We start from the raw sequence: 25,266 nt of genomic DNA on the forward strand, positions 1-25,266 counted from the left end.
ATCCGTGATCCCGCCCTTCGGTCCCGCGCATGAGCCTCCGCGCGGGCGACCTCCTGACCCAGACCCGCGAGGGCCTGTACTGCCCGCTCGGCGGATTCCACGTGGACCCGACCTGGCCGGTGCCGCGCGCCCTCATCACCCACGGCCATGCCGATCATGCCCGCTCCGGCCACGGCAAGGTGCTGGCCACCGGCCAGACCCTGCGGATCATGGCGGTGCGCTACGGCGAGGATTTCTGCGAGACCCGCCAGGAGGCGGTGCTCGGGGAGGAGATCCGCATCGGCGACGTCACCGTGCGCTTCGCGCCCGCCGGCCACGTCCTCGGCTCGGCCCAGATCGCGATTCAAGCGCAGGGCGTGCGGGTCGTGGTGTCGGGCGATTACAAGCGCGCCTACGACCCGACCTGCCTGCCCTTCGAGGTCGTCCCCTGCGACGTCTTCATCACCGAGGCGACCTTCGGCCTGCCGGTCTTCCGGATGCCCGACACGGCAGGCGAGGTCAGCAAGCTCCTCGACTCGGTCGCCCTGTTCCCCGAGCGCGCCCATATCGTCGGCGCCTACGCGCTCGGCAAGGCGCAGCGGGTCATGGCCCTGCTGCGGGAGGCGGGCTACGACCGGCCGATCTATCTCCACGGCGCCATGGAAAAGCTCACCGAGCTCTACAAGCGCGAGGGCATTCCCTTGGGTGAGACGCCGAAGGTGGTGGCGACGGAGCGTTCCAAGCTGCACGGGGCCATCGTCCTGTGCCCGCCCTCGGCGATCCAGGACGTGTGGTCGCGCAAATTCCCCGATCCGGTCACCTCCTTCGCCTCGGGCTGGATGCGGGTGCGCGCCCGCGCCCGCCAGAAGGGCGCCGAACTGCCCCTGGTCATCTCCGACCATTCCGACTGGCCGGACCTCTGCCGCACCATCCGCGAGACCGGGGCCGGCGAGGTCTGGGTCACCCACGGGCAGGAAGACGCCCTGGTGCATTGGTGCGGGACACAAGGCATCGCGGCGAAACCGCTGCACATGCTGGGCTATGGCGACGACGGCGAGGCCGAGCCCGCCGCGGCAGTAGAAGAGCCTCCGGCGGTTTCGGACGAGGCCGTGGCATGAACGACTTCGCCCATCTCCTCGACCGTCTGGCCTACGAGCCACGCCGCAACGCCAAGCTGCGCCTGCTGCAGGATTACTTCGCCCATGCCCCCGATCCGGAGCGGGGCTGGGCGCTCGCGGCCATGACCGGCAACCTCACCTTCCGCGAGGCCAAGCCCGCGATGATCCGCGGCCTGGTGGAGGCGCGGGTCGATCCGGTGCTGTTCGCCCTGTCGCACAATTACGTGGGCGATCTCGCCGAGACCACGGCGCTGATCTGGCTGTCTCAGAACCCTCCCGCCCCTGCGGGGGAGGGAGGGTCGACGCTCGCCCCCCCCGGCCACAACAACCCGCCGCCTCACATCCCCACCCTCTCCGAGGTGGTGCAGACCCTCGCCACCACGAAGAAAGCCGACCTTCCCGGCCATATCGCCGACTGGCTTGATGCCCTCGACGAGACCGGGCGCTGGGCGCTGCTGAAGCTCATCACCGGGGCGCTCCGCGTCGGCGTCTCGGCGCGGCTCGCCAAGACCGCGATCGGGGCGCTCGGCGGCCACGAGGCCGATGCGGTGGAGGAGGTCTGGCACGGCCTGGAGCCGCCGTATCTCCACCTGTTCGCCTGGGTCGAGGGACGGGGCGAGCGCCCCACCACCCTCAATCCCGCCCCGTTCCGGCCGCCGATGCTTTCCCATCCCATCGACGAGGAGACGGATTTCGACAAGCTCGACCCGGCCGCCTTCTCGGGCGAGTGGAAATGGGACGGCATCCGCGTCCAGCTCGCCGGCGGACGCGACGAGGCCGGGGAGCAGGTGGCGCGGGTCTATTCGCGCACCGGCGAGGACATCACGCACGCATTTCCCGATCTCGCCGAGGCGATCACCTTCACCGGCACCATCGACGGCGAATTGCTGATCCTGCGGGAGAGCCGCGTCCAGAGCTTCAACGTCCTGCAGCAGCGCCTCAACCGGAAGGCGGTCACGCCCAAGCTGCTGGAGGAATTCCCCGCCCATGTCCGGGCCTACGACCTCCTCACGGCGGAGGGCGAGGACCTGCGGCCGCTGCCCTTCGCCGAGCGCCGCGCCCGGCTGGAGGGGTTCGTCGCCGCCCTCGACCACGCCCGCATCGACCTCTCGCCGCTGGTGACGTTCGAGACTTGGGACGACCTCGCCGAGGCCCGCGCCGACCCGGCCTCGGTGGGGGCGGGGGAGGATGCCGACGCGATCGAGGGCGTGATGCTGAAGCTGCGCGACAGCCCCTATCTCCCCGGCCGCCCCAAGGGGCCGTGGTGGAAGTGGAAGCGCGAGCCGCATCTCGTCGACGCGGTGATGATGTATGCCCAGCGCGGCCACGGGAAGCGCTCGTCGTTCTACTCCGACTACACGTTCGGGGTCTGGCGCGAGCGGCCGGAGGGCGGGCGGGAACTGGTGCCGGTGGGCAAGGCCTATCACGGCTTCACCGATGCGGAACTGGCCAAGCTCGACCGCTACGTCCGCAACAACACCACGAAGCGCTTCGGCCCGGTGCGCGAAGTGGCCTACGGAATCGACCAGGGGCTGGTTCTGGAAATCGCCTTCGAGGGGGTGCAGCGCTCCACCCGGCACAAATCGGGCGTCGCCATGCGCTTCCCCCGGGTCCATCGCATCCGCTGGGACAAGCCGGCGGCCGAGGCCGACCGGATCGAGGCCCTGGAGACCATCCTGGCCCGCGGCGAGCGCGAGATCGCGCCCGGCGCCGTCATCGCAGAGGAGACACCATGAGAGGATCTGGCAGGATCGGCGGGATCGAGGGGTTTCAGGAGGGCGAGGTCCGGCGCCAGGCGAGCGCCCGCCTCACCGTCTCGACGCCCGGCCAGGGTTTCACCGACATCACCGCTGCCGTGGCCGATTTCCTCGCGCGGAGCGGCATCGCGCAGGGCCTGCTCAGCGTGTTCTGCCGGCACACTTCGGCCTCCCTGACGATCCAGGAGAATGCCGATCCCGATGTCCGGACCGACCTGATGACGGCCCTGGACGGCTTCGCCCCGCGCCATTCCGGCTACGTCCACGGCATCGAGGGGCCCGACGACATGCCGGCCCATATCCGCACCCTGCTCACCGATTCCGGCCTCGCCATCCCGGTGACGGGCGGACGCCTCGCCCTGGGGACGTGGCAGGGTATCTACCTCATCGAGCACCGCGACCGGCCGCATAGGCGGGAGGTGATGCTGCACGTGATCGGGTTGTAAGAGTGCTCTGACTGGACATATGTTCACTTAGCAGTCTTCGTAATTGACAGTAGGCATCGAAAAGTCAATAATTCTTTTTTTATTTATCTAGATAAATTTTTACTTCGATCTATGATGGATCTAAAAAGCCATCAATTGCTAAAATTAATGAATACTAGATATAATTTATTGACGAGAGCGCGAAATGCAGAACAGGCTATTAACGCTGTAGATTGTAGAAGGGAATTCTAATGCATTGCGTACATTTTAATTGCCTTGGCGCACTAGCATAACGGATGAGGGTGTGCATGATCTACGTTTTGGAGCCACGCTGAATCCTGTCGCAAACGAGTTGCCCAATGCTAGGTCTATCTCCACGGAATATTCTAATTTATAGTGTTATATTCCTGAGTGGATTATGTTTTGGTGTAATTTATTATAAATATTATTTAGCGAATACAAGCTTTATAGCCGCAGCCCCCAATCCTATAAAGTTTACCTCGGATGAGCCGCCTCTTGTTCCGAGTGCGGCTCCTGATCCGTTGAAGTTTCAAGCTCACGAATCTTTGGAAAGTAAAGTGTCTTCTGAAGGGCTCGAACAAAGCGCGACGAAGCAACCTGCTCCCGATTTGACGCCGAAAGCGAATCCGTCGCAGGACACTACAGTCAACCCAGGCTTCGAGCAACGTGTGCAGCCCGAGATAGACAAGAACCAACAAGCGAGTAAGGGCGGCATTTCTTCCGGCGTCGGAGATAATAACTCTATTGAGAGTCGAGTAATTACGCTCAAAGACGAAGGTATCGGGTCTGGGTCCACGGGCGGTTTGTCAAGTTTTGCCGAAAGACCATTACATCGGAAAAGATTTCAAAATTGTGCGCTATCGTTTATTAAGGCTTTAAACAATAAAAGAGATAATAATAATGTTGATATCCGCTCTAGAGGCGTAGTAGCTGATTTCTATGGGGTCGAATGGGCGGGCGAAGAATTTACATATAACTTGAAAATATTAGGACCAAGTCGTCTTTTGTCTCAGAGTATGGCCGGGTATTGGGAAAAGCTCCGTCTTCGCTTTGAAGGAGAAATTAAATCCCGCTCTGCAAGTAAAATTACTATTATATATAGAATTTTTACACCAGATAGTCAAATAGTGAAGGAGCGCGAAGACACGGTTCCGCCAGACGGAAGATATGCTGAGATGGATATCTCTCATGTTTCCAATACGTTTGAATTTCAAAATAAAATTGCTACTTGGTTGCAGGAATGCCTTGGAAGGGGTGATAAATGAGGCTATCTTATCTTAAAAACTTGGTAGGATTTGGGCTCGTTGGATTGCATATCGTTTCTGTATTATTCTGTTATTTATGGATAGAAGAAAAAATGAGTTCGCAGAGTTTCAGAATAACTTTGCTGCTCATTGCTCCCGTCTCGGCAGTGTATGCAATGGCATTCCTTAAGGACGCGATTCGCCATATGTATGACATCGTCGAGGACGATAGTCATATTAGTATGACTTTCTCATTGTTATCAATAATTTTCTCCACATTTTTCGGGTTGCTAGTAATATACAATCTCTATTCATTTAAAATCGGAGCAATTCAAGACCCTGATGATTTAAAAGACAGGCTTGCTATGATTGAAGTAGCTGCGGGCGGCTTCCTTGGAATAATATTTGAAACGCTTTTCTCAGGTTACAAGCAAGCAAGTAATCCTAGCGCATCGCGGACGAAGTAAATAAATAAGCTTTACATCTGTTCTATGGCGATTTGATAAGTGTTTATGGTCGGATTTAATTTAACTCAAAATGAGTGATGGCAAGAAGATGTTCGGCGATTTGCCTTCCAAGCAATAAAAGACCCAACAGAAGGCGAGGCTAACCGTACTGACATCCACGGCATCGAGGGGCCGGACGACATGCCTGCCCATATCCGCACCCTGCTCACCGATTCCGGCCTCGCCATCCCGGTGACGGGCGGACGCCTCGCCCTGGGAACGTGGCAGGGCATCTACCTCATCGAGCACCGCGACCGGCCGCACCGGCGGGAGGTGATGCTGGCGGTGGTGGGGGCGTAGTCGGGTCCGTGGCGGGCGATCCGTGCCATCGTCCTGGAGATTGTTTGCGTTGTTTTCCAAGGCTCTACCTCATCCTGAGGTGCCGCGCAGCGGCCTCGAAGGAGCCTTCCAGGGATCGCTTTGATATCTGGAACCCTCCTTCGAGGCCCTTTGCTCTTGCAAAGGGCACCTCAGGATGAGGCGGTCCGATGGGATGATCAGCTCTGGCAGCTGATCCACCCTGGCATGAGAATCCGCAGGGAAATCCGATCGAATGGCTCTCAAGCGGAGGTTCGTCGGGTGGAGTGCCCGGAAATCCCGCGACGCGCTACCGACCGAGGATGCGCTTGCGCCGCTGCCACGTGGCGGCCTCGCGCGGGATGCGCGAGAGCCGCTCGACCGGGTAGGGTTCGTGCAGCAGCTCGAACCCGGACGTGCCGTTCTGCGCCAGGACGTGGCTGTAGCCCGAGGTCAGGACCACCGGAAGGTCGGGATGGTCGCGGCGGATCGCCTGGGCGAGGTCGATGCCGTTCATGCCCGGCATCGCCACATTCGCTGCGAGCCGGGCCAGGGCCTCGTCCGCGCCGGCCGTCACCGCCTCAGGCGGCCCGGACGGTCGCCAGGAACCGGGCCACCTCCCCGTTGAGATGCTCCGACTGACGCGACAGCTCGGAGGCGGAGGACAGCACCTGGTTCGCGGCCTCGCCGGTCTCCTCGGCGGCATTGGCCACGCCGGAGATGTTGGAGGTGACCTCGCCGGTGCCGACCGCCGCCTGGGTCACGTTGCGCACGATCTCCTGGGTCGCCGCGCCCTGCTCCTCCACCGCGGCGGCGATCGAGGTGGCGACGCTGCTGATCTCCTCGATCCGCGTGCTGATCTCGGCGATGGCCGAGACCGCCTGCCCGGTCGAGCTCTGGATCCGGGTGATCTGGTCGGTGATGTCCTGGGTCGCCCGCGCGGTCTGATTGGCGAGTTCCTTGACCTCGGCCGCCACCACGGCGAAGCCCCGGCCGGCCTCGCCGGCGCGCGCCGCTTCGATCGTCGCGTTGAGGGCCAGCAGGTTGGTCTGCCCGGCGATCGTCGAGATCATCGCCACCACGTCGCCGATCCGCGAGGCCGCCGCGCTCAGTTCCTGAACCAGGATGCGGGTCTGGCCCGCCTCGCTCACCGCGGCCCGGGCGAGATGGGCCGAGCCGTCGACCTGACGTCCGATCTCCTGGACCGACGAGCCGAGCTCCTCGGCCGCCGCCGCCACCGTGTTCACGTTCGCCGCCGCTTCCTCTGCGGCCGCGGCGACGGTGGTGGACTGGCTCGCCGTCTCGGTCGCCGTCGCCGTCATCGCCTGAGCCGTCGCCTGCAGCTGCGTCGCCGCCCCGCCGATGCCGCTCACCACGCCGGTGATCGAGGTCTCGAAGCCGTGGATGAGCTGGTTCAGCATCTCGGCCCGCCGCATCTTCTGCGCCCGGTCGGCCTCCTGCTCTGCCTGCATCCGCTCACGCTCGATCGCATTGTCGCGGAACACGAGGACGGCACGGGCCATCTCGCCCACTTCGTCCGTGCGTTCCGCTTCCGCCAGTGTCACGTCGGTCCGGCCGGCGGCGAGGGCGTCCATGGTCCGGCTCAGCCGGTTCATCGGGCGCACGATCGAGCGGATGATGAGGTACGAGGCGCCGCCGAGGACCAGCATGACCGCGGCACCGACGACGAGCAGACGCTCCACCTGAATCCAGATCGTCGTCATCAGGTCGCTGATGTGCACGCCGGTGCCGATGAAGAGGCCCCACGGCTTGTAGAAGCGGAAGAAGCTGATCTTCGAGGTCGCCTCGGTCTCGCCCGGGCGAACCCAGGCATACCGCACCGTCGCCTGCCCGTCGCGGGCCGCGCGGGGCAGCACGTCGGCGATGAAGTGGAAGCCGTCGGTGTCCGCCTGCTGGCTGTAGTCGCGGCCGACCATCGCCGGCTTTATGTGGGCGACGAAGACGGCCTTCTCGTCGAGGACGAAGAAGTATCCGTCGCTTCCGTAGGTCATGGCGGTGATGTCGTTCAGGGCCGCAGCACGGGCGGCCTGCTCGGTCATCTCCGATTTTTCGGCGAGGGTCCGATACCGCTCGATGAGGTTCGTCGCGGCCTCGGTCAGGGACGCCATGCGGGCGACGCGCTGATCGAGCATGTTCTGATACTGATAGTACAGCGTGACCCCGCTCAAGACGACCAGACTCAAGCCCGCGAGAGCGACGAGCGAATAGAGCTTGCGAGGCAGCGTGAACCGAAACATGAAGGTCATCTCATCCGAAGCCGCGGGGCATGCGCACGCTCTTGCCGTGTGTAAAATCCACGTCGACATTTAAGATCGGATGAAAGGCCCTGATCGGACCAGAACGATCGCCATGGACTGTTGCGGAACGGGTCCGCCTCTATTGATGAACGTCGCGCGCGGACTGAATAGAGGCGCCGCATCATGGAGCAGCCCGAGGACTCGAGTCCTTCTCCACCGGTCCGGATCGCGCGGCCACCGGCGGACGGACCCCGGCGGAGCCGCCGAAGGCCCCAGTCTCATTGTGGCCTGGCCTTCAGGCGGCCTCGGCCACGAACTTCGCATGCCCCTTCGCCCTGAGCTCGCAGGCCGGGCACGTGCCGCAGCCATAGCCCCAGGCGTGGCGCTCGCCGCGCGTCCCGAGGTAGCAGGTGTGGGTGTCCTCGACGATGAGGTCGACCAGGGGCCGGCCGCCGAGGTCCTGCGCCATCGTCCAGGTCTCGGCCTTGTCGATCCACATGAGGGGGGTGTGGAGGACGAAGCGGCGGTCCATGCCGAGGTTGAGCGCCACCTGCAGCGCCTTGATCGTGTCGTCGCGGCAATCGGGATAGCCGGAATAATCCGTCTCGCACATGCCGCCGACGATGTGGCCGAGCGAGCGCCGGTAGGCCAGAGCCGCCGCGAAGGTGAGGAAGATGATGTTGCGGCCGGGCACGAAGGTGTTGGGCAGGCCGCCCGCCTCAAGGGCGATCTCGGTGCTGCGGGTGAGGGCGGTCTCGGAGACCTTGCCGAGGGCGTCGAGGGCGATGGTGTGGTCGCGGCCGAGGCGCCGGAGCCAGGCCGGGTTCATGCCCGCCATCGCCTCGCGCAGGATCGCCCGCCGGTCGAGCTCGACCCTGTGGCGCTGGTTGTAGTCGAAGCCGAGGGTCTCCACCCTGGAAAAGCGCTCCAGCGCCCAGGCGAGGCAGGTGGTGGAATCCTGTCCGCCGGAGAACAGGACCAGGGCGCCGTCGTCGCTCATGCTCGGGCTTCGCCTTCGTATTCGGCCCAGGACATCGGGGTCTCCATCACCTTGACCGAGGACAGGCCGGGGAGGGCGGGCTTCGTCCGATGCCAGATCCAGGCCGCGATATGCTCGGCGGTGGGATTCTCCAGCCCCTCGATCTCGTTGAGGCAGTAATGGTCGAGCTGGGCCAGGATCGGCGCGAAGGCGTGCTCCACGTCGAAGAAGTCCACCACCCAGCCCGATGCCGGGTCGACGGCGCCGGAGATCGTCAGCTCGACCCGGTAGGAATGCCCGTGCATCCGGTGGCAGCGATGGGTCTCGGGCACGTTGGGCAGGCGGTGGGCCGCCTCGAAGGTGAAGGCTTGGGTGATCTTCATGAGAGCCGATTCCGAGGTTCTTCGCACGGCGGGTGTGACCGATACACGGTCACGGAATGCCGATGATCTTGTGGGTCTGCAGCGACAGCCGCCACCGCGCGTCGCGGCGGCAATACTCCACCGCCGCCCGCGTATGGGCAAGGCGGTCGGGCCCGTCCATGGGCTGGAGCCAGTGGTGGCGGAAGTCGAGGGCGGCGAAGCGCTCGGGCCGCGCCTCGTCCTGGGGGTAGACCAGCTTCAGCTCGTGGCCGGTGGTCTGCACCAGGGGATTGCCGGCCTTGGGGCTCACGCAGATCCAGTCGATCCCCTCGGGCGCGGCGAGCGTGCCGTTGGTCTCCACCGCGATCTCGAAGCCGCGCGCATGCACCGCCGCGATCAGGGCGGGGTCGAGCTGCAGCAGCGGCTCGCCGCCGGTGAAGACCACGTAGTGATGGGACGCGCCGCCCTCCCAGGTGGCGGCGATGGCGTCGGCCAAAGCCTCCGCCGTGGCGAAGCGCCCGCCGCCCTCGCCGTCCATGCCGACGAAGTCGGTGTCGCAGAAGGTGCAGGCGGCCGTCGCCCGGTCCTCCTCGCGGCCGGACCAGAGATTGCAGCCGGCGAACCGGCAGAACACCGCGGCCCGGCCCGCCTGGGCCCCCTCACCCTGGAGGGTGTGGAACAGTTCCTTGACCGCGTAGCCCATCGCTCTCTCAGCCGATCTCCCCGGAAGGAGCCCGCCCCACGATGGGGAAAGGCCCGATCTCTCGTGGAAACCCCATAGCCGCCCGAGCCGCCGGAGGCCATGGCGCGGGGCCGGACGCATCCATGCATGGGGGAAGGGGCGGGAGACGATGAGGCCCCACCGCTCCCCGAACGCAGCGTCGCGCCTTGCCTCGTCACCTCATGACGGCACGGCCGTCACCGGCCGCGAACGATCGGCAGCCGTGCCAGATGAGCGTCGATCGCCTCGACCGCGGCGGCCGGCAGGGGCAAGTGCTTCTTCTCCCCCTTCCACTGGGCCAGAAACCGCTCGGTGGTGTCCTCCGCCACGGCCAGCGCCGGACGGACCGGCAGACCTGCCTTGTCGGCCAGATAGGAGAGCTCCTCGCGCGTGAAGCCGTCGAACCGCCTCGTCCGGGCGAACTTCAGCGCGAAGCTGTCATCCTGCATGTACGGAATGGTCGAGACGAAGTCATAGGCCGGCGCCAGCAGCGGCGTGCGCCGGTCGGGATAGATCAGCGACCAGTTCTTCAGGTGCATGTCGGCGTTGCCGATCAGGACGCTGAACACCATGCGGCGGATGAATTCGGCAATGCTGTCGCCGCCGCTCTCGATCCCGAGCACTTGGGCGAGACGGCGCAGCGTCGCCTTCTTGTATTTGTCCTCCGGGTAGACTCCGAAGACCTGCGCGAAATCCTCGATATGGACCGGTCCGTCCGCCCTCCTGTCGAACCGCCTGATCGCGAAGGCCCGTCCCTTGAGGGCGCCGATTCCGTCCGGCAGGCCGTCGATCGATCGCACATCGAGCAACTGGATGTCGGGGACGTCGATCCCCACCGACCGCGCGAGGCTCATCATGGCGTACTCGTTCTCCGGCACGCCTTCGAAGCGGATCGAGGGCAGCTTCACGATCCACTCGCCGCCGACGCCCTGGGCGGGAATGACGAGACCGCCATTCTTGCCGCTGTTCTTGATGGCCGAGAATTTGAGCTGCACACCGGCAAGGGAGAAGCGCAGCGCGTTCTCCCGATCACGCTGGACGGCCTTCGCAGAGGCGTCGTCCGCTGTCGGCGGCCAGGCTTCTCCGTCGGCCGGTACGACGGTCACGGCACCGGGCAGGTCTCGCCCGAGGACCCACAGCAGGTAGAATTCGCGCTCCACATGCACGCCCGCCCGCTCGGCGAGGTAGGTCCGCAGGGGGCCTTCGGGCAGCAGATTGGCGAAGAAAGGTGCGACGCGCCGCTGTGTCGCCGGCAGGTCCGTGATCAGTCCGCCGAGCTCGTCCTTGAAGGACAGACTCAGGATGGGCCTGTCCCGGCGCTCGATATGGCTGTCGCTGAACGCGAAAATGGTGCGGTCGCCGCCCACGCGGGTCAGCGTGCCGATCGTCTCGCCATGGAGCCGTACGTCGAGAACGGAGACGTCAGGCATCGTCCTCCTCCTCGTCGAGCGTGTAGGCCGGCCGGATGGCGGCCTCCGCGACAGCCGGGTGACGGACGATGTCGCTGCGGACGTCGCCGAGCGTTCTCGCCGCGCTCCTCATCGCAGTCTTCACGCCCGGCTCCCGCATGTGGCGCGCAAGAGCTTCGGCATTCGCGGTGGCAAGGGGCAGACGCTGCAGGAGTCTCAAACGGTCGACCGCCTTCTCCACGCGGGCCATAGCCTCCCGTGGGATCGTCACCGTCTGCAGGTGGGTGGCGAGGTCGGCGAGCCGTTCCGCATCCGGCGAGGGATCCAGGCGGACAACCGCGCGCGACATGTCGGCGATGCGCCTGAGATTGTCGTGAAGCCGCGCCAGCCGCCCGGTATCCGCCGAGGGCGCCGTCGTCCTGACGATGCTGTCTACGGCGGGAAGGGCCTTGCGGGGGACCAGCCGTACATCGAGATCGAGGACGCGCGCGAGTGCGATCAGGCTGGACAGTTGCAGGTCGACCGCGCCGCTCTCGATCTTCGAGATGTGGCTCTGCGGCAGGCCGGTGAGTTCGCCGAGCGCGGCCTGACTCAGGCCCCTGTCCGTCCGGGCCGTTCTCAAGCTCTTGGCAATGTCGCCGACCGCAGACATGATATGCCCTGATATATGTTTCTGGAGATTTATGCACTTTAGCATATTGCTACGATCAAGAATGCAGAAGTAAATATGTTTATGCATATAGATTCATGAAGAAATGTGTCGTGACGGATGAGGTTGCGGAACGGCCGACCTGTGGCGGCGCCACATAACCTGGCAAGCTCGATGCCGACTGCGGTCACCCAACGCGTTCATCCGGAGTCGGTCGTCAACCTCGTTAAGATGTCCATACCAAACGATCCATGAACATCCAAGTATACAGCGGATATATCTCAACCTTGATTGATATAAATTTGAATTAATATTGTTTTACCCTTCAGAGACTCCTGCTTTCGATTGGGCTAAACCAGGAAAGATTTTTTGCGCTGGCACCACACGCCGGATTTCGATCGAAAGCACATCTCGGTCACTGAAGCCGGCCGCGACGAACCGCGTGCAACGCACCATCGGCGCGCGCCTTCGCCACGGTCTTGCCACGGAGACGGCGTTGATGGGGGTTCGCGCCGGGGCTTCTCGTCGAGAGGGCCGGAGGTTGGCATCTCTCGCCAAAGCTCGGCCGTTGCGCTACTTTTTCTTCGGACGGACCGGCCATGATGGCGTCGGGGCGTTCCCAGTCGAGACAGGCCTGATGTCGAACCGATCGTTGCGCCGCCTCGTCCTTGGTCTCGCGACGGCCGCGGGATTGCTCGGAGCGGGTGCGGCCGGCGCGGTGACGTCGCCGATCCTCGTGGTCGAGGTCGATTCTGGCAAGGTCGTCTATTCGCAGGGCGCCACCGACCCGTGGTTTCCCGCCTCCATCACCAAGCTGATGACCACCTACGTCGCCCTCGACCTGGTGCGGCAGGGCAAGGTCTCCCTCGATTCGCTCATCACCATCTCGCCCGCCGCCGCCGCCGAGCCGCCCTCGAAGATGGGCTTCCGGCCGGGCACGCAGCTGACCCTCGACAACGCCCTGAAGATCATCATGGTCAAGTCGGCCAACGACGTGGCCTGGGCCATCGGCGAGAATCTCGGCGGCTCCGTCGAGGGCTTCGCCGCCCTCATGAACGAGACCGCCGCCCGGATCGGCATGCGCGAGAGCCGCTGGACCAATCCCAACGGCCTGCCGGATGCCCGGCAATGGACCTCGGCCCGCGACATGGCGGTGCTCGGCCGGGCGCTGATCCGCGACTTTCCCGACAATCGCGCCCTGTTCTCGATCAGCGCGATCCAGTTCGGCAAGTCGATCATGGCCAACCATAACGGCCTGCTCGGCCGCTATGCCGGGGCCGACGGCATGAAGACCGGCTTCATCTGTTCGGGCGGGTTCAACGTGGTGGCCAGCGCCACCCGCAACGGCCGGCGCCTCATCACCGTGATCATGGGCCAGCCGAGCGCCCGCGAGCGCGACCTCAAGGCCTCCGACCTGTTCGATTACGGCTTCGCCCAATCGGCGGGATGGACCGCGCCCACCCTCGATTCGCTGCCCGCCTCGTCCATCGCCGAGCCGCCGGACCTGCGCCCCTATATCTGCGACAAGCGCAAGCCGCTGCCGATCGACGAGGGGCCGGGCCCCATCGCCTCGCAGGCCGGCAGCGAGAACGCCTCGATCCTCGCCGCCGCCGCGCCCGTGGGCTCGGCGCTGGCCTTCGCCACCCTCAACAACGGCTCGCTCAAGGGCCGCGCCCTGCCGCCGCGTGCGCCGCTGCAGCCGATCCTGGTCTGGATCGGCCGCGATCCGGCCGAAGGCGCCATCGCCCTGAACGAGCAGGCCGAGGCCGAGAAGGCGGAGAAGGCCGCCAAGATCGCGGAGGTCCGCAAGACGAAGCTCGACGCGGCCAATGCCAAGCGCGAGGCGGCCAAGCTCGCCAAATCCGACGCCAAGGGCAAAAGCGAATCGAAGTCCAAGGCGACGGCTCACGGCAAGGGGGCGGTGCCGGCCAGTGCCAGCGCCTATGCGCCGGTGGAGACCACGCCCGTGATCGCCGGGGCCGCAAAGTCCTCCAAGGCGGAGACGGCGAAGAAGCCTGCGGCCAAACCCGCCGCGAAGGCCGCCGCCAAGCCCGCGCCCAAGGCGTCGGAGAAGCCGGCCGCCAAGGCCGAGGCGAAGCCTGGCGCCAAGCCGGTCAAGAGCGCGGCAAAGGGGACGAGCACCAAGGCCGCCGCCGAGGAGTGAGACGGCGGGGCGAGGATTGAGCCGAAGGCGCCGGCGGGTTAGGCCGGCTCCATGGCCAGTCCTTCCACTCCCGCTCCCGCCGACCCGCGCCGTCCGGAGCCGATCCCGCTCACCGTGCTCACCGGCTTCCTCGGGGCCGGCAAGACGACCCTGCTCAACCGGATGCTGCGCGATCCGGCCCTGTCCGACACCGTGGTCATCGTCAACGAGTTCGGCGAGATCGGCCTCGATCACCTGCTGATCGAGACGGTGGACGAGGACATGATCCTGCTCGGCGCCGGCTGCCTGTGCTGCACCGTGCGCGGCGACCTGATCGCCACCCTCGAGGACCTGCTGCGCAAGCGCGACAACGGCCGCATCACGCCGTTCCGCCGGGTGGTCATCGAGACGACCGGCCTCGCCGACCCGGCCCCGATCCTCCACGCGCTGATCTACCACCCCTATCTCGCCATGCGATATCGGCTCCAGGCCGTCGTCACCGTGGTGGACGCGGTCAACGGTGATTCCACCCTCGATTCTCATCCCGAGGCCCTGAGGCAGGCCGCCGTCGCCGACCGGATCGTGCTCGCCAAGGAAGATCTGGTAAAGCGAGACCGCCTCGCCGGCGGCAGCGACGCCCTGCGCGCCCGGCTCCACGCCCTCAACCCGGCGGCGCCGATCCACGGCCCCGACATCGCCCCGTCCGAGCTGCTCGGCGGATTCTTCGGGCTCGACGGCAAGAGCGAGGATGTCCGGTCCTGGCTCGGGGCGGAGGCCTTCTCCGACCACGGCCATCATCACGGACACCACCATCACGACGTGAACCGGCACGATGCCGCGATCCGCGCCTTCACCCTGACCAGCGACGTGCCGGTGAAGCGGGCCGCCTTCGAGATGTTCCTCGATCTCCTGCGCTCCGGCCACGGCCCCAAGCTCCTGCGCCTGAAGGGCCTCGTGGCGCTCGCCGAGGAGCCCGACCGGCCGGTGGTGGTCCACGGCGTCCAGCACGTGATCCACACGCCCGTCCAGCTCGCCGCCTGGCCCGATGCGGACCATCGCTCACGCCTCGTCCTCATCGTGCGCGACCTGGAGCCGGCCTTCGTCACCGGGCTATGGGACGCCTTTCTCGGGCGTCCCAGGATCGACGCACCCGACGCGGCGGCGCTCACGGCCAATCCGCTGGCAATTCCGGGAGGCTGATCGCCGCAATCCGGTACGAACCGCCCTGCAATCCGGCACGAAGGGCCCTGGAATCCGGTACCGAAGCGCCCTGCAATCCGGTATCGAAGGCGCTCTCGATCCGCCACGCACCGTCCCGTTTCGAGCCCGTCCGCCGCGGCATCCGTTTTGATCGTGTCCACCATGTTCGGCCGCAGGGCGGAGCACGGCGTCCCACCCCGGGACGGATGGGCAGCGGGATCGCGGAATGAGACAGGGGCTGAGCATCATCGAAGGCGGACGCCCTCTCACGGAGGTCGATCTGGACGCCGGCGATTGGCGCATCGATCTCCGGCGCCCCCACGCGGTGGAGCCGGTGGAGGCCGAGGCGTGGCGCGCGCTTCTCACCCGAATCCGGTGGCCGGAGCCGATCTACGCCGACCCGGACTATCTCCTCACCGCCGCCGTGCATCAATCCGGTGGTCGCGATCTCGTCTTCGCCTTCGCCTGGAGCGAAGCGGGCGAGCGCTCGCGCCTGCGTGGAATCGTCCCCCTCGCCATGCCGCATGGTCTCTGGGGCAACGGCCGGGCTCAGGCCTGGTACCCGCCGGGACCTTTTCTCGCGCCCACCATCGAGCCCGACTGCCACGACGAGGTCGAGGCCGCCTTGCGGGCGGCGATCAGGGCCGTCCATCCCCGCTCGACCCTGGTCCTGATGCCGCCCGCCGTCACCGTCCCGGCCAAGGCGGTGGCGCCTCTCTCCGCCCAGGCCAACGGCGGCGGAATTCCGGAGAAGGATCGCGTCGGCGTGCGTCTGGCCGGGCCATGGACCCGCAGCGGCGTGGAGATCGAGCGCATCACCGAGCCGCGGCGCATCCGCGATGCGGTCGAGGCCTACCTCTCGTTCGATGCGCAGGTGTCCGGCGAACCGATCGTGAGAGACCCTTCAGCCTCGTCCATGGTCCGCGTGGTGACGCGGCGCTTCGCCCAGAGGCGTCAGACCAGCGTCGACTTCGCGCGCAAGGGTGGTGTCATCGTGGCGGCCGCCCTGCGCCTCGGCAGCGGTCCCGGCTCGATCGTGTGGCGACAGGCGGAAGGGCGGGCGGCTTGAAACCTCGGTCCGGAGAACGGGCCGCGATACCTACTCGTCCTCGCCGAACTTGTTGGCGAGGAGTTCGGTGATGGCGGCGAGGCAGGCCTCGGCGTCGCTGCCCGTCGCCACCACGGCGATGGAGGTGCCCTGCGCCGCGCCGAGGGTGAGGAGGCCCATGATGGAGCGCCCGCCCACCGTCTCGCCCGAGCGCGTGACCGTCACAGCGGCCTCGAACTTCTCCACGGTCTGCACGAATTTGGCCGATGCGCGCGCGTGCAAGCCGCGCCGATTGATCACCGGAAGCATGCGCAGTTGCCCACCCTCCGGAACCGAGATCTCGGATTCGACATCGTTGTCGTCGTAAGCGTCGCTCATGGGCGTATGCCGTCCCTGTCGCTCCTGTCGGTCCACGAACCGGGAGTCCGGTGCGGCCGATCGTGTCTCCGTCCAGTGATGGCACGGCCACGCAGAGGCAGCGCCGCGCGAAATCGCCACGCTTGCCTGATAAGCCGACACAGGATGTTTGGGGAAGTCCGTTTGTCTCGCGGAAGTGTTATTTGCCGGCGAGGACACGCGAGGCGACATTGATGTACTTCCGCCCCGCCTCCTGGGCATGGAGCACGGCATCGCCCAGAGGCTCGGCATCGCGTACGCTGGCGAGCTTGATCAGCATCGGGAGATTGATCCCGGCCACCACTTCCACCTGGCCGCCATTCATGCAGGACAAGGCTAGATTGGACGGTGTGCCGCCGAACATATCGGTGAGCACGACGACGCCTTTTCCGGAATCGACCCGGCCCACGGCGGTGACGATGTCGAGCCTGCGCAGCTCCATATCATCCTCTGGACCGATCGTGATCGTCTCGATCTGCTTTTGCGGGCCAACCACGTGTTCAAGCGCAGCCTTGAACTCGGTGGCGAGCAGCCCGTGGGTGACGAGCACCATTCCAATCATCGATACGTGTTCCGACACCCAGTGGGAGCCGCCATTTTGTGCAGCGCAAGGTCGAGCGCAAGACGAGAGTTACGTTTTGCGCATCCTAGCCCCAGGATCATGCCATGTGGGTGCTCAGCACGCTATACGCGAGAGGCCGGATCGCATGAGACGGCGCCAAGGTGCGTCCGTGGGGCAACGCTCCCTCTCCCGAACAGGATGTCGAGGATGATTCCGGGCGCCAAGCCACTGTCGCGTATGCTGCGGTCCAGCATGATTCGGCGAATCGTCTTGCCCAGGAGATCAGTGGTGTCGGGCGACGCATTGGGAAGTCGCGGCAGCGTCTCTACCAGATCGACCACAATCCGGACGATTGCGGCATCGGCCAGCGAAGATTGCGGTACGAGTCCCAGTCCCCGGATCTCGATCAGGCCGTGAAGCGCGCGATGGCAGCGAGCAACGACGCGACCGTGGCAATGTTGGATCCCGATCCGATCGTCTCCCACCAGGGCGGCATAGCTGCCGTCTTGTCTGGCTCGATCGAGGAGGGAGAGAGCCAAGCTCGACTTGCCGGCGCCTGCCTCTCCCCGGATGAGGATGCCCGCCTCACGATAGACGATGCAAGTGGCGTGGATCGTCAGCGCCGGTTCGGAACGGCTCCGGTCCATAAGCCGCCTCGTCTAGCGGGATGCGGCGGGCAGGCGCACGACGAACCGTGCTCCGCGCACCGTCGGCTCACCGTTCTCATCGGCCGGGCCAGGCCGGTTCTCGGCCCGGATGGCGCCACGATGAGCCTGGACGATCTGGCGCGAGATCGAGAGACCGAGGCCGGAATTCTGGCCGAACCCTTGTTCCGGCCGGTCGGTGTAGAAGCGCTCGAAGATCCGCTCCAGGGCATGTTCGGGGATGCCGGGTCCCTCATCCTCGACGATCAGCTCGACGTCGGCGCGGGCCCGGCGCAACGCTACCCGCACCTTGGCATCCGGGGGTGAGAACGAGCGGGCATTGTCGAGGAGATTGTTGACGACTTGCCCTAGCCGGCTGTCATGACCGAAGATCATGAAAGGCGCCTCCACATCGCCGGAGGGGGCGTCAACGTCGAATTGAATAAGGGCGTCCTTGGGACGGCGGCGTTCATTTGCAACCGACACCACCGTCGTCATCAGCTTGCGCAAGTCGACCTTGCGCGCTTCGGCGCGGGCGAGTTCCGCATCGAGGCGAGAGGCGTCCGATATATCGCTGATCAGGCGGTCGAGCCGTTTCACGTCGTGTTGGATGATGGCGAGCAGGCGTGAGCGCGAATCGTCGGTCTTGGCGAGAGGAAGCGTCTCGACGGCACTGCGGAGCGAGGTGAGGGGATTCTTCAATTCGTGGCTGACATCGGCCGCGAAGCTCTCGATGGCGTCGATGCGCCGGTAGAGGGCCTGGGTCATGTCGCGCAATGCTCCGGAGAGGTGGCCGATTTCGTCGGTCCTGCCGGTGAAGTCGGGGATCTCCTCGCGCGACTTGATTCCGAGGCGAACCTTCTCGGCGGCGTCCGCGAGTCGTCGCACCGGGCCGGCGATGGCCCCGGCGAGCAGGATCGACAGCACCAGCATCACGGCGGCGGCGATGAGGAAGACCTGAAGCAGACCGAAACGCTCGGAAGCGATCACCTTGTCGATGTCACCGCCTTGCGTCGAGAGCATCAGGGCGCCGCGTACCGCCCCCGCCCGAAGGATCGGGACTGCCACTGAAACGTTGGTCTCTCCGGCCTCGTTACGCCGAACCAGCGTGCCCCGGGCGCCGCTCAGCGCCACCTGGACCTCCTTCAGGCTATGGCCGCTCGCAGGCCCGACCTCCTCTATCACCGGCGTCCGTGCGGCACCGAACAGTTTGGCCTGGACGAGCTCCCAAGCCCTTTCAAGGAAATTCCCTTTGCGCCGCAAGGCGATGCCGTCGTTGCGGCCCATCTCGCCACGGGCCGAGAGCGTTCGCGTGTCGAAGAGTAGGCCGCCATCCTGGTCGTAGACACGCGCACGATTGCCCGTTGGCGTGATGAGGCGGCGAAGCAACGGGGCCACGCGCTCCGGATTGAGCGAGAAGGTCAGAGGTGAAGGAGCGTCGTCACCAGCGCCGCCCTCTCCGGCCTGAAGCTGGAGCAGCTTGTCGGGATCGATTCGGATCGCGTCGGTATCGACCGAGGCCGAAGAGGAGATTGCGCCAGCGATGATCTCGCCTTGGATCAACAGGCTCTGCACTCGTGCCTGGATCAGCCCTTGCCGAAACTGATTCAGGTAAAGGAAGCCGAACAGCAGTGCGATCAATCCGACGAGGTTGAGTACCACGATACGGCGCGTCAGGCTCGACGAAGCTCGCTGGCCGATGCCGCGCCAAATCGCGCGCGGCAAATTCAGGAGGCCGCGCTGCGGGTCACGGTCACGCGAATCTTCGCCTTGGTCGTTGGAGGCCACGATCGTCCGGATCTAGAGGTGCGACGTCGCGACGCCGAAGCGATGTTCAAATGTCACGCCTAGCCTTCCTTGAAGCGGTAGCCGACGCCGTACAAGGTCTCGATCATATCGAAGTTGGTATCAACGACCTTGAACTTCTTGCGCAGCCGCTTGATGTGGCTGTCGATGGTACGGTCATCGACATAGACCTGATCGTCATACGCCGCATCCATCAGGGCGTTGCGGCTTTTGACCACGCCGGGGCGGTGGGCCAGGGCCTGCAGGATTAGAAATTCGGTGACCGTCAGCGTCACGGCCTCGCCTTTCCAGGTACAGGTGTGTCGCTCTGGATCCATCATCAGCAGGCCGCGCTCCAGAGAACGGGCGGCGGCATCCGCCTCGCGCGCCGCGGCGCCGGGGCCGTCCTTGGGAGCGAAGCGGCGCAGGACCGCTTTCACCCGCTCGACCAGCAGACGCTGCGAGAACGGCTTATGGATGAAGTCGTCGGCACCCATCTTGAGGCCGAAGAGTTCGTCGATCTCCTCGTCCTTCGAGGTGAGGAAGATCACCGGTAGGTCCGATTTCTGGCGCAGGCGGCGCAGGAGTTCCATCCCGTCCATGCGCGGCATCTTGATGTCGAAGATGGCGAGATCCGGAGGGGAATGCTTCAATCCATCAAGGGCCGAGGCACCGTCGGTATAGGTCTGAATCCTGTAGCCTTCAGTCTCAAGGGCGATCGAGACGGAGGTGAGGATGTTTCGGTCGTCGTCCACGAGGGCGATGGTAGGCATTGCACGTTCCCTATTGCTCGGATGCGGCCTTCGCGGACGTTGGTTCGCTCAACCATCTCCGCATCCCGCCCTCTGGAAAGGAGGGCCGGCAAAACGCGCTAGCGGATCGCCGGAAGCATGGGCCGCATTCGCGCGGAGAGTCAGGTTGTGTAGAGAGTTCGGTTCAAAAAAGCGAGCTTCCTCGATGTTTGGGCTGATTTGACGCTTGACTGAGGCTGGCGTGCCGCAGTTCGGGAGCCTCGCAAAAGCGTCGCTTCAAGCGCTATCATCGCGATACTGAATGAACGCCGGATGATCCGGGACACCGATACGAAACCATACCAGGGCAGGGCGGAACATGGCTGAAGGTGAAATGATCGAGGATCGTCAGGTCGAGGGCGAACGAGCAGGGCCCTCGTCGCAGGAGCGAAGGCCAGCTGTTCCGCTGCCGGCCTCCGAAGCTCCTTTCGATGCAGTTGGTCTAGCCCGGCATCTCCTCCGAAGCATCCGCTCCGGTGCGCTGGCGACCCTCGATGCACAGGACGGCACACCATTCGCTTCCCTGGTCACCATCGCCACTGATGTCGATGGTACGCCCCTGCTGCTGCTGTCGCGGCTTTCGGCTCATACGCGCAACCTCCTCGCCGACCCGCGTGCCTCGCTGCTGTTCAGCGCCGGCGGAAAGGGAGATCCTCTGGCCCACCCTCGTCTCACTGTCACCGGTCGTGCAGCACAGACGAACGAGCCACGCATCCGCGAGCGTTTCGTCGCGCGCCATCCGAAGGCGAAGCTCTATGCTGACTTCCCGGATTTTGGATTCTTCGCCCTCGAGCCCAGTGCCGGCCATCTGAACGGCGGCTTCGCCAAAGCCGCGACGCTGACGCCCGCTGAGCTGCGTCTGAACCTATCGGGAGCGGACGCTCTATTGGCCGGTGAGCGCGGGGCGATCAATCACATGAATGCAGACCATGCCGACGCCCTCGCCCTCTACGCGAGGATGGAGGGCGAGGGTGACGGTCCCTGGCGCCTGACCGGTATCGACCCTGAGGGAATGGACCTACTGGCCGGTGACCGGACCGTGCGCGTCCTCTATCCAGTGCCGGTCACCGACATGGGCGGCCTGCGCAAGGCAGTGGTCCAGATGGCTGCCAAGGCTCGCGAGGCTCTCGCGCCCACCCTTTGAGCACAATCTAAGATACAAATTTAAAGACTTTATGCGACTTTTGGTCGTCAAGGCACCCGAGGCCAAGCGCCGCTTCGTTCTGTTGCCGCGTCACCGGGTGGTTGTTTTGATCGCTTTGCAGGCGTCAAGTCGGATGAGAGTGGTCACCGTCGGATCGTGGTTTTTCCCGCGATTGGCCCTGACGACCGCCGATCATGCGTCTCGAAGGTTTGAACGGTGTCCCCGCCCGCTGCCTCATCACCTACGATCCAATGGATCGCATGATCCATGAGATCGACGATGCGGGAAGTTCGGCAGAGGGTGTCCTTTCTTTGAGGCGCTCTACCTCCGCTTGGCGTGCCGGGGCCACACTGCTATCTCCCAGCACGCGTCCACACACCAAAAAGCCGTGCGCCGGGCCCGTCCTTACGCCGACGGACCGCGACCGCGCCGGAGACAGACCTCTCGATGACCACCGTCCCCATCGACAACATCCGCAACTTCTCCATCGTCGCGCATATCGACCATGGCAAGTCGACGCTCGCCGACCGGCTGATCCAGACCACCGGCACCGTGGCGCTCCGCGACATGAGCGAGCAGATGCTCGACTCGATGGACATCGAGAAGGAGCGCGGCATCACCATCAAGGCGCAGACGGTGCGCCTCGAATACCGGGCCGAGGACGGCAAGGACTACATCCTCAACCTGATGGACACGCCGGGCCACGTGGACTTCGCCTACGAGGTCTCGCGGTCGCTAGCCGCCTGCGAGGGCTCGCTCCTCGTGGTAGACGCCTCCCAGGGCGTCGAGGCGCAGACGCTGGCCAACGTCTATCAGGCGCTCGACGCTAACCATGAGATCGTGCCGGTCCTTAACAAGATCGACCTGCCGGCGGCGGAGCCCGAGCGCATCCGCGCCCAGATTGAGGAGGTGATCGGCATCGACGCCTCCGAGGCCGTGGCGATCTCGGCGAAAAGCGGCCTCAACATCGAGGCGGTGCTGGAGGCCATCGTCACCCGCCTGCCGCCGCCTAAGGGCGACCGCGACGCACCCCTCAAGGCCCTGCTGGTGGACTCATGGTACGACGTCTATCTCGGCGTCGTCGTACTGGTGCGCATCGTCGACGGCGTCCTGAAGAAGGGCATGAACATCCGCATGATGCGGGCCGATGCCGTCCACGGCGTCGACAAGATCGGCGTGTTCCGCCCGAAGATGGCCGATATCGGCGAGCTCGGCCCCGGCGAGGTCGGATTCTTCACCGGCTCGATCAAAGAGGTCGCCGACACCCGCGTCGGCGACACGCTCACGGAAGACAAGCGCCCCTGCAAGGAGATGCTGGCGGGCTTCAAGGACGTGCAGTCCGTGGTGTTCTGCGGTCTCTTCCCCGTGGACGCCGCCGAGTTCGAGACCCTGCGCAGCGCCATGAGCAAGCTGCGCCTGAACGACGCCAGCTTCTCCTACGAAATGGAGACCTCCGCGGCTCTGGGCTTCGGCTTCCGCTGCGGCTTCCTTGGGCTCCTCCACCTCGAGATCATCCAGGAGCGCCTGGAACGGGAGTTCAACCTCGACCTCATCTCCACGGCCCCGTCCGTGGTCTACCGACTGCAGATGACGGACGGCACGATCAAGGAGCTGCACAACCCGGCGGACATGCCGGACGTGATGAAGATCACCGCCATTGAGGAGCCCTGGATCCGCGCCACCATCCTCACCCCCGACGAGCATCTCGGCGGCGTGCTTAAGCTCTGCCAGGACCGACGCGGCTCCCAGGTCGACCTCAACTACGTCGGCAAACGCGCCATGGTCGTCTACGACCTGCCCCTCAACGAGGTGGTGTTCGATTTCTACGACCGGCTGAAGTCGATCTCGAAGGGCTATGCGAGCTTCGACTATCACATCTCGGATTACCGCGAGGGCGACCTCGTTAAGATGTCGATCCTTGTCAATGCCGAGCCGGTGGACGCCCTCTCGATGCTAGTCCACCGCACCCGTGCCGAGCATCGCGGCCGCGCCATGTGCGAGAAGCTGAAGGACTTGATCCCGCGTCACCTGTTCCAGATCCCGGTCCAGGCGGCTTTAGGCGGCAAGATCATCGCCCGCGAGACCATCAAGGCCCTTTCCAAGGATGTGACCGCCAAGTGCTACGGCGGCGACATTTCGCGTAAGCGCAAGCTACTCGACAAGCAGAAAGAGGGTAAGAAGAAGATGCGTCAGTTCGGCAAGGTCGAGATCCCGCAGGAGGCGTTCATCGCCGCGCTGAAGATGGACGATTGAGGCTCTGGGCGATCGTATCGGCTCGTTTCCAGCGCGCCGATACGGATTGCCTCGCCGAACTCGCGGCCCTCGTAGTCCGCACTCGCAGCACGGCCCTGACGATCGAGCCAGCATCGTGCGGCCCCGACGTTTGAAGCTGATTCACCCTACCGCGGAATGTTTTGGAATGGCGCGACGCTTCATCCGCCCATCCTGTGTCTTATCGCGATCCTCAACATTGAAGCCGCTCTCATCCGCATCGGCCATCTGCAAACCCGTGGAGCGTAGGGCGCCCGGGAATTCAACAAACTGATGTTCACGCTTCCCAACCGACGCTTCGACCCGCGCAACGAAGTCCGCGCCGCGTTGGCCGTCAAAGACGCGATTGCTTAGGAGATCTCCCTGTCTTCGGAACTTCGTTCCAAAAGGCACGCGCGTTGGTTCGGGGAGTCCTGCTGGATCCGGGCGTGGCGGACCGAAACCCTACTGTCGTGGATATACTCCTCCGCCCGGATGCCAGTCTCGCCGTGACAGGATGGCAGCATTGAGCCCGCGGCGAAGGACGCGAATCTGATCGACGCCTGACAACTCTAATGCGTGCCATCGTCCGCTGCTTTGTCGGCGGGCGGCTCAGCTGTTGCCACCGCCTTCCTCTCCAGCATCGGCTGGAGGCGGACGGCGAGTTCACCGCCGAGATGCTTCGTATAGGCCATCTTGAAATAGCGCTCGCCGGTGCCTTTGCCGAAAAGTCGGTCGTGGGTACGGATCAGCGCATCCACTTCAGGGCGGCACAGAAACCCGATGATTCCGGCCGCTTCGTACCAACGGCCCGCTCTGGCGTGGCGCATTGCACCTGGGTTCGCCATCACCGTCTCGGCAAAGCAGTCTGTGGCGGCTCGCTCCAGCGGTACGATACCCGCATGAGCGTGCCCGGGTGTACGAGGAGCCGCGTCCGCGGCACCCAATGATACGACACTGATCAAGAGAACGCTAAGCAGCCGAGCTTTCATCGCGCACGTACCCCGAAGCTGACCCATTCTGGTTCGTCTCGACAATTTATCGAAGACTTGGACCGGAACAGGGCATGCCGCCATATGGGATCAGCGAGTCACCATTTCGTGAGCCGACTGTGCTCGGCCGATTACAGGGAGACGTTCAGCCACGTTTCTCAGCATTCCAGCGACCAGTGCAGCGGATCAGGCCGGTGCTCGCCCACGTGCCGCTGCCAAGACCATCGCGGTTGAGCCGGCCGACGACATCGGCACCATCGGAACCCCGCATAATGGTCGCTCGCACGGCGCCGTTGCCGGAGACGCGACCCCTGATATCGAAATCGCCGCCCGGATAGGTCGCCTCACCCTTGGCAATCTGAACGCCGTAGCGGTAGGCGCGATCGCAGGGCCCGTCCTGGGTGATGACCTCAATGCTCCAGTTGCCGTCGTAGCGGTGGGGCACCACGACCTTGCGCTTTGCGGCCTCCGCCGTTCCGAGGAAGGCCGTGATGAGAGCGAGAGTACCGGCAGCGAGGAAGGAGCGTCGCATCATGGCCCGTTCTGCAAAGACGTGGTCGGGACGGGAACCCCCCTGAGCCTCGTA

At 64.6% G+C, this 25,266-nt stretch carries 24 protein-coding genes and 2 pseudogenes; 12 read left to right on the plus strand and 14 right to left on the minus strand.

What is annotated here, in order from left to right; translation table 11 throughout:
• Positions 1-29 precede the first annotated feature (29 nt).
• From ACFQ4G_RS12830 to ACFQ4G_RS12855, 6 genes and pseudogenes are all read left to right on the plus strand, one after another.
• Positions 30-1,097 (plus strand): ligase-associated DNA damage response exonuclease, encoded by a 1,068-nt coding sequence (locus ACFQ4G_RS12830; protein WP_238206083.1) that lies wholly within the window; start codon positions 30-32, stop codon positions 1,095-1,097.
• The gene (locus ACFQ4G_RS12835) at positions 1,094-2,833 is read left to right on the plus strand and encodes a cisplatin damage response ATP-dependent DNA ligase (protein ID WP_238206084.1); all 1,740 of its coding nucleotides are present in this window, start codon (positions 1,094-1,096) and stop codon (positions 2,831-2,833) included. Before ACFQ4G_RS12830 ends, ACFQ4G_RS12835 begins: the two co-directional genes overlap by 4 nt.
• Positions 2,830-3,300, plus strand: coding sequence for a secondary thiamine-phosphate synthase enzyme YjbQ (locus ACFQ4G_RS12840; RefSeq protein ID WP_238206086.1), 471 nt, complete (start codon positions 2,830-2,832; stop codon positions 3,298-3,300). Before ACFQ4G_RS12835 ends, ACFQ4G_RS12840 begins: the two co-directional genes overlap by 4 nt.
• A 338-nt stretch (positions 3,301-3,638) precedes the next feature.
• Positions 3,639-4,565: a hypothetical protein gene (locus ACFQ4G_RS12845; protein WP_238206088.1), complete on the plus strand. Its 927-nt coding sequence runs from the start codon at positions 3,639-3,641 to the stop codon at positions 4,563-4,565.
• A gap of 92 nt (positions 4,566-4,657) precedes the next feature.
• A complete protein-coding gene (locus ACFQ4G_RS12850) occupies positions 4,658-5,011 on the plus strand; it encodes a hypothetical protein (RefSeq protein ID WP_238206096.1) in 354 nt (117 codons plus the stop codon).
• A gap of 153 nt (positions 5,012-5,164) precedes the next feature.
• A pseudogene (locus ACFQ4G_RS12855) lies at positions 5,165-5,350 on the plus strand (YjbQ family protein); the annotation flags it as partial.
• A gap of 307 nt (positions 5,351-5,657) precedes the next feature.
• Here the strand turns inward: ACFQ4G_RS12855 and ACFQ4G_RS12860 are convergent.
• The 7 genes and pseudogenes from ACFQ4G_RS12860 to ACFQ4G_RS12890 form a co-directional block, all read right to left on the minus strand.
• Positions 5,658-5,912 (minus strand): annotated as a pseudogene (locus tag ACFQ4G_RS12860) (hybrid sensor histidine kinase/response regulator); the annotation flags it as partial.
• A 16-nt stretch (positions 5,913-5,928) separates the two neighbouring features.
• Entirely contained in the window at positions 5,929-7,605 is a 1,677-nt protein-coding gene (locus tag ACFQ4G_RS12865; RefSeq protein ID WP_238206098.1) for a methyl-accepting chemotaxis protein, read from the minus strand.
• Between the two features lie 295 nt (positions 7,606-7,900).
• Positions 7,901-8,605 (minus strand): 7-cyano-7-deazaguanine synthase QueC, encoded by a 705-nt coding sequence (gene queC, locus ACFQ4G_RS12870; RefSeq protein WP_238206099.1) that lies wholly within the window; start codon positions 8,603-8,605, stop codon positions 7,901-7,903.
• Complete coding sequence (gene queD, locus ACFQ4G_RS12875) at positions 8,602-8,967, minus strand: 6-carboxytetrahydropterin synthase QueD (RefSeq protein WP_238206108.1); 366 nt, start codon at positions 8,965-8,967, stop codon at positions 8,602-8,604. Before queD ends, queC begins: the two co-directional genes overlap by 4 nt.
• Positions 8,968-9,016: 49 nt before the next feature.
• Entirely contained in the window at positions 9,017-9,649 is a 633-nt protein-coding gene (queE, locus tag ACFQ4G_RS12880; protein ID WP_238206110.1) for a 7-carboxy-7-deazaguanine synthase, read from the minus strand.
• Between the two features lie 215 nt (positions 9,650-9,864).
• Complete coding sequence (locus tag ACFQ4G_RS12885) at positions 9,865-11,097, minus strand: type II toxin-antitoxin system HipA family toxin (RefSeq protein WP_238206112.1); 1,233 nt, start codon at positions 11,095-11,097, stop codon at positions 9,865-9,867.
• On the minus strand, positions 11,090-11,728 hold the full coding sequence (locus ACFQ4G_RS12890) for a helix-turn-helix domain-containing protein (protein WP_238206114.1): 639 nt from the start codon (positions 11,726-11,728) through the stop codon (positions 11,090-11,092). The genes ACFQ4G_RS12885 and ACFQ4G_RS12890 overlap by 8 nt, the downstream gene beginning before the upstream one ends.
• A 634-nt stretch (positions 11,729-12,362) precedes the next feature.
• On the opposite strand from ACFQ4G_RS12890, the gene ACFQ4G_RS12895 reads away from it, so the two are divergent.
• From ACFQ4G_RS12895 to ACFQ4G_RS12905, 3 genes are all read left to right on the plus strand, one after another.
• On the plus strand, positions 12,363-13,889 hold the full coding sequence (locus ACFQ4G_RS12895; RefSeq protein ID WP_238206116.1) for a D-alanyl-D-alanine carboxypeptidase family protein: 1,527 nt from the start codon (positions 12,363-12,365) through the stop codon (positions 13,887-13,889).
• Positions 13,890-13,940: 51 nt separating this feature from the next.
• Positions 13,941-15,068 (plus strand): CobW family GTP-binding protein, encoded by a 1,128-nt coding sequence (locus ACFQ4G_RS12900; RefSeq protein ID WP_238206118.1) that lies wholly within the window; start codon positions 13,941-13,943, stop codon positions 15,066-15,068.
• Positions 15,069-15,294: 226 nt separating this feature from the next.
• Positions 15,295-16,137, plus strand: a complete 843-nt coding sequence (locus tag ACFQ4G_RS12905) for a hypothetical protein (RefSeq protein ID WP_238206120.1) — start codon at positions 15,295-15,297, stop codon at positions 16,135-16,137.
• A gap of 30 nt (positions 16,138-16,167) precedes the next feature.
• Here ACFQ4G_RS12905 and ACFQ4G_RS12910 read toward each other — a convergent pair whose 3' ends face one another.
• The 4 genes from ACFQ4G_RS12910 to ACFQ4G_RS12925 form a co-directional block, all read right to left on the minus strand.
• Positions 16,168-16,494 (minus strand): HPr family phosphocarrier protein, encoded by a 327-nt coding sequence (locus ACFQ4G_RS12910; protein WP_238206122.1) that lies wholly within the window; start codon positions 16,492-16,494, stop codon positions 16,168-16,170.
• Between the two features lie 178 nt (positions 16,495-16,672).
• The gene (locus tag ACFQ4G_RS12915) at positions 16,673-17,074 is read right to left on the minus strand and encodes a PTS sugar transporter subunit IIA (protein ID WP_238206124.1); all 402 of its coding nucleotides are present in this window, start codon (positions 17,072-17,074) and stop codon (positions 16,673-16,675) included.
• Between the two features lie 122 nt (positions 17,075-17,196).
• Positions 17,197-17,721 (minus strand): HPr kinase/phosphorylase, encoded by a 525-nt coding sequence (locus ACFQ4G_RS12920; RefSeq protein WP_238206126.1) that lies wholly within the window; start codon positions 17,719-17,721, stop codon positions 17,197-17,199.
• A 12-nt stretch (positions 17,722-17,733) separates the two neighbouring features.
• Positions 17,734-19,431, minus strand: coding sequence for a stimulus-sensing domain-containing protein (locus tag ACFQ4G_RS12925; protein ID WP_238206248.1), 1,698 nt, complete (start codon positions 19,429-19,431; stop codon positions 17,734-17,736).
• On the opposite strand from ACFQ4G_RS12925, the gene ACFQ4G_RS12930 reads away from it, so the two are divergent.
• Complete coding sequence (locus ACFQ4G_RS12930) at positions 19,312-19,569, plus strand: hypothetical protein (protein ID WP_238206278.1); 258 nt, start codon at positions 19,312-19,314, stop codon at positions 19,567-19,569. The genes ACFQ4G_RS12925 and ACFQ4G_RS12930 overlap by 120 nt on opposite strands.
• Here ACFQ4G_RS12930 and ACFQ4G_RS12935 read toward each other — a convergent pair.
• Positions 19,566-20,276 (minus strand): response regulator transcription factor, encoded by a 711-nt coding sequence (locus tag ACFQ4G_RS12935; RefSeq protein WP_018046124.1) that lies wholly within the window; start codon positions 20,274-20,276, stop codon positions 19,566-19,568. The genes ACFQ4G_RS12930 and ACFQ4G_RS12935 overlap by 4 nt on opposite strands.
• A gap of 352 nt (positions 20,277-20,628) precedes the next feature.
• Between ACFQ4G_RS12935 and ACFQ4G_RS12940 the strand changes: the two genes are divergently transcribed.
• Both ACFQ4G_RS12940 and lepA read left to right on the plus strand, forming a co-directional pair.
• Positions 20,629-21,438, plus strand: coding sequence for a HugZ family pyridoxamine 5'-phosphate oxidase (locus ACFQ4G_RS12940; RefSeq protein WP_238206250.1), 810 nt, complete (start codon positions 20,629-20,631; stop codon positions 21,436-21,438).
• Between the two features lie 447 nt (positions 21,439-21,885).
• Entirely contained in the window at positions 21,886-23,691 is a 1,806-nt protein-coding gene (lepA, locus tag ACFQ4G_RS12945) for a translation elongation factor 4 (protein WP_238206131.1), read from the plus strand.
• A 569-nt stretch (positions 23,692-24,260) separates the two neighbouring features.
• On the opposite strand, the gene ACFQ4G_RS12950 is transcribed toward lepA, so the two are convergent.
• Positions 24,261-24,680 (minus strand): hypothetical protein, encoded by a 420-nt coding sequence (locus ACFQ4G_RS12950; protein ID WP_238206132.1) that lies wholly within the window; start codon positions 24,678-24,680, stop codon positions 24,261-24,263.
• A gap of 145 nt (positions 24,681-24,825) precedes the next feature.
• Positions 24,826-25,212 (minus strand): hypothetical protein, encoded by a 387-nt coding sequence (locus ACFQ4G_RS12955; RefSeq protein WP_379040372.1) that lies wholly within the window; start codon positions 25,210-25,212, stop codon positions 24,826-24,828.
• Between the last annotated feature and the right edge of the window lie 54 nt (positions 25,213-25,266).

The organism is Methylobacterium marchantiae, assembly GCF_042679825.1.
Lineage (GTDB): Bacteria > Pseudomonadota > Alphaproteobacteria > Rhizobiales > Beijerinckiaceae > Methylobacterium > Methylobacterium marchantiae.